The organism is Candidatus Neomarinimicrobiota bacterium (assembly GCA_018647265.1).
Classification (GTDB): domain Bacteria; phylum Fidelibacterota; class Marinisomatia; order Marinisomatales; family TCS55; genus TCS55.
In genome coordinates, this window is sequence record JABGTK010000078.1 from 1 (window position 1) to 4,228 (window position 4,228).

The following is a 4,228-nucleotide window of genomic DNA, read 5'->3' on the forward strand; positions in this document are numbered from 1 at the left end:
AAAAAAGAATGCTAATGCGAAAGCTGTGCCAAATATAGCCATCATGGTTACAAATCCCGCCAAAGATAAGACGGCCATGCCTGTAAGAGCAGACCCACTTGTGCATCCTCGACCCAATTGACTTCCGAATCCAAAAAGAATACCACCTATGCCAGCTAACATAAGGCGCTTATTCGATGTAATCTTAGGGCTATGCTCTACTTTCAGTTTCAACCTTCCAGCAAAAGCACCCGATAGGAACCCACCTACAATCACACCCAACATTTCATATACTAGCCATGAATTTAGTGGATTCTTTCCTTCTCCCGTATATTTACTGTAATATTCAGAATTTGATGCGTGATCAGAGGCAACCGTTTCTACGGCTGTAACTACAATACTTTTTACAGCACCACTTGCACCCAATCCACGTCCTGAAAAATAGAATGCAGACAGTAGAACCAATCCCAATAGGACACCTGCAAGATATGGATTCATATATTTCGTTTTCATAATTATCTCCTTTAATACAGCCAGCGACTTGCTTGGCCCGCTTCAACAACAATAAACCGCAGCATAATGCTTCCAAATAATATTAATAGTGCTGGAATATAGACAGGTACTGTCTTTTTCTTTAATTCTACAACTTCAAGAATTACTGGAACGATCAACCCAAGGCCAACGACAAATACCCAAAAACGAACAGTATACTCACCACCTAAAAAGAGGTTTGCTGCTTCGATATGTACTTGTGTTCCCGACAATAAGCCCATAAATAAGTGAGTAATTAAAAACAACTCCACCCCAATTAACATAAGATCAATTCGTGTAAATAAATGTCGTTCTTTTGATTTTGAAAAAAGAATGATGAAAGCCGTTCCTGATGAAAGTCCGGAAGTGAGAAAAAGGGGGCCCATTATGGCTGAATTCCAAAACGGTCTCGCGTTGAATGCCGACAATAGTATCCCCGTGTAAAGTCCCATTACAATTGCCAATACCATCATTACCCAGGCAATTATTTTTCGGAATAAAATAAATTTATCTATGGTGATTTGTACCCATTGATATTTCCAATCCCAATTAGGGAAAGCCTCTTCGGCCCAACTGGCTGACCAAATCACAGATAGTGGTGTTATCGCGAGTAACGTCCATGCCCCCCAACTCATAGGTGATTCCCATCGAATATTTGTATATAATTGCCAAAAATAAAGCTTATGGCTTAAATCAAGAAAAAGGGCAAATAACCCCACTCCTAATAAAATGGGTGCTATCATAGGTGCTATCATGACAGCAATTGGAAATTCTTTTGATTTCCCTTGTATGGCATAGAGGGCTGAAAAAAATAAAATTCCAGCCACTAAACCTCCAATAAAAAGATAAAGTGGAATTTCCCAATGCCAAACATGTAACACTGGATCAATTCCCGGATTCATTCTACCGCTTACAATTATTTCTTCTATCATAATATTATATCAAATAGTAAATGTTTGGTTCAGTCCCTGCTTCAGGAATGAGAGTTTTCCATTTTCGTTTTTTCAATAATTTTGAAATATCACTATTGGAATCATCTGTATCTCCAAAATACATACATTTAGTGGGGCAAACTTCTACACAGGCAGGGTCCTCACCTTTTTTAACTTTATGAATACAAAAGGTGCATTTATCCACATGCCCTTCCGGATGCACAAATCTTGCATCATATGGACATGAGGCTATACAAGCCTTACACCCGATACATTGATCTGCATCTACAAGTACAATACCGCCTTCCACAATATGACTGGCTTCGGTTGGGCAGCAACGTACACAAGGCGCATTGGTACAATGGTTACATCGTTCGCTCCGCATCTCCATAGATAAATCAGGGTAGGTACCTGATGTGGCTTCCACAACCCAATCACGACAATAACCATTTGGTACATTATTCTCAATTTGACAAGCAACAACACAATCACTACAACCCACACATTTCTTTGTGTCGATGGCCATTGCGTAACGCATTAGACGACACCTTGAATTGGTTTTTCAGTATGAAATGTAACAAAGTTTCCACGCATCCCTGTACCACCCATTTCAGGATCAATATGCACTTTTGTGATTAATTCTGCATCACTAGCACCTCGACCATGTGCTCGAGAAAGGTTTTTATTTGTATGGCCAAACCCATGAACCATATAAATTGAATCCCATCGAATTCGCTCTGTAACTCGAACCTTGATCGGGAATGAAGAAATAACACCATCCTGATTTTCTAACCAAATTTTCTGATCGTTTTTTAATCCCCACTCTTTGGCCACTTTTGGATTTATCCAAACTGAATTTTCATCCATGAGGTTAGTTAAGTTTGGATTGTTTGCAGTTCTGCTAAATGTATGCATGGGTGCCCGACCATAAATAAGTCGGTAAAAACCATCTGGCGGTTCCTCATGGGCTGTATATTTTGGTAAGGGATCATATCCTTCATCTTCCATGGCAGTTGAATACAATTCAATTTTTCCTGTATTGGTATTGAATTCATACTCTTCGAGATTATCCAAAGGATATAAATCATCAAATTCACGATCAAATTTCTTTAATCCAATTTTTTTCATTTCATTCAATGAGGAACCAATTTGTTTTAACTGCCAATCCAATTCTTCTTCTATAGTTTCATATGGAAAGTATTCATCCAATCCAAGGCGGCCGGCCAACTCTTTTGCCATCCACCATGCTGGTTTTGAATTGTATTTTGGTTTAGCAGCAGGAGCTCTCAATGCTACAGTGGGTTCACGATAAGCACTCACTCTTAAATTATCATAGCGTTCTAAATAAGTACATTCAGGAAGGACCACGTCTGCCCACCCGGTAATTTCCATTGGCATCGTATCAATGGCAACCATAAGGTCTAAATTTTGAATTGCTTCTATAGTCTTTTTCTGATCAGGTAGAGTAGAAATAAGATTGGTCCCATTAACGAGCCAACCCTTGAATGAACAATCTCTCTCAACAGTAGGAATGGTTGCGTCACAAATTCCCGATGCCAATGCGAGGCCTGCTAATTTATACTGTCCCGGGAACGCATCTCGCCAAGTTTTTGTTGGCTTTGGATATTTTGGCAGTTTTAGATTAGCAACCTTATATTTTTCAGGATTGTAAAAACCGCCACGTCGCCCCCAACTTCCTAACAATGCATTTAAAATAGATACGGCGCGTAAGCGTTGAGTATCATCACCATACCAAGTGACATGCCGTCCTGGATGTACAATAACAGATGGAGAAGCGTTAGCCATTTCTTTTGCAGTCTTACGAATGACATTGGGTTTAATTGTAGTTATGCCGTAGGCCCACTCTGGGGTAAAATCTTTTACATGTTCTTTTAGTTCTTCAAACCCAAATGTATATTTTTCCACATATTTTTTATCGTACCATTCTTCTTTAATAATCACATGTATCCATGCAAGAAGAAGAGCCATATCGGTTGCCGGTTTAATGGGTAGCCAGTAATCCGATTTACTTGCGGCAGTGGAAAACCGTGGGTCAACGGTAATAATGGTTGCCCCTTTATCTATCGCATCGGACATTTCCTGAATTTGTCCATTATGCATATTTTCACCAATGTGAGATCCAATCAATACCAAACAATCAGTATCGCGAATATCTACTCGTTCAGGTGAACCTATTCCTTCTCCAAAAGTGGCGAAAAATGCAACTTCTCTGGGGCCCCTGCATTGCGCATATGATGGTGCCGTTATATTGGGAGATCCAAACGCTTTTAGCATCCGTCCAAAATGCTTACCCCCTGATCCATGGGAAAAAAGGGCTATACATTCTGGGCCATATTCTTCCGCAATCTTTTTCATTTTATCCACAATATAATCAAAGGCCTCATCCCATGTGGCTTCACGGAATGTTTGATTGCCTCGTTCCCCTGTGCGAATAAGGGGCGTTTTTAAACGATCATCATCATAATACATTCCAACACCACCGGTACCCCTTGGGCAAAGCCGACCATTACAATGGGGATCATTAACATGTCCTGTCAATTTCCAGATATCGCCTTTATCATCTAAGTGAGCCCATGCTGCGCATTTCCAGAAACATACCTCACAGTATGTAGGAATCTTACCGACAGTCTGCTGAAAATTTTCCTCAGTCAGAATTGCGCCTGTCGTCCAGTCAAAGATAGGATTTGCAACAGCCAAACCACCCAAGCTTAGCCCACCAATTCTTATAAATTCTCTTCTATTCATTATATTTATATTTTTTCATT

The 4,228-nt window shown here is 40.0% G+C and carries 4 protein-coding genes; all 4 read right to left on the reverse strand.

The features are described from left to right. Nucleotides 1–477 (reverse strand): YeeE/YedE family protein (locus HN459_04745; GenBank protein ID MBT3478752.1); only part of this gene is annotated, 477 nt, incomplete at its 3' end. A gap of 26 nt (nt 478–503) precedes the next feature. Continuing rightward, nucleotides 504–1,442 carry a polysulfide reductase NrfD gene (nrfD, locus tag HN459_04750; GenBank protein MBT3478753.1) on the reverse strand — a complete coding sequence of 313 codons (939 nt, stop codon included), beginning with the start codon at nt 1,440–1,442 and terminating at the stop codon, nt 504–506. Nucleotides 1,443–1,446: 4 nt separating this feature from the next. Next, nucleotides 1,447–1,980, reverse strand: coding sequence for a 4Fe-4S dicluster domain-containing protein (locus HN459_04755; GenBank protein ID MBT3478754.1), 534 nt, complete (start codon nt 1,978–1,980; stop codon nt 1,447–1,449). Beyond that, entirely contained in the window at nt 1,980–4,208 is a 2,229-nt protein-coding gene (locus tag HN459_04760; protein MBT3478755.1) for a molybdopterin-dependent oxidoreductase, read from the reverse strand. Before HN459_04760 ends, HN459_04755 begins: the two co-directional genes overlap by 1 nt. Nucleotides 4,209–4,228 lie beyond the last annotated feature (20 nt).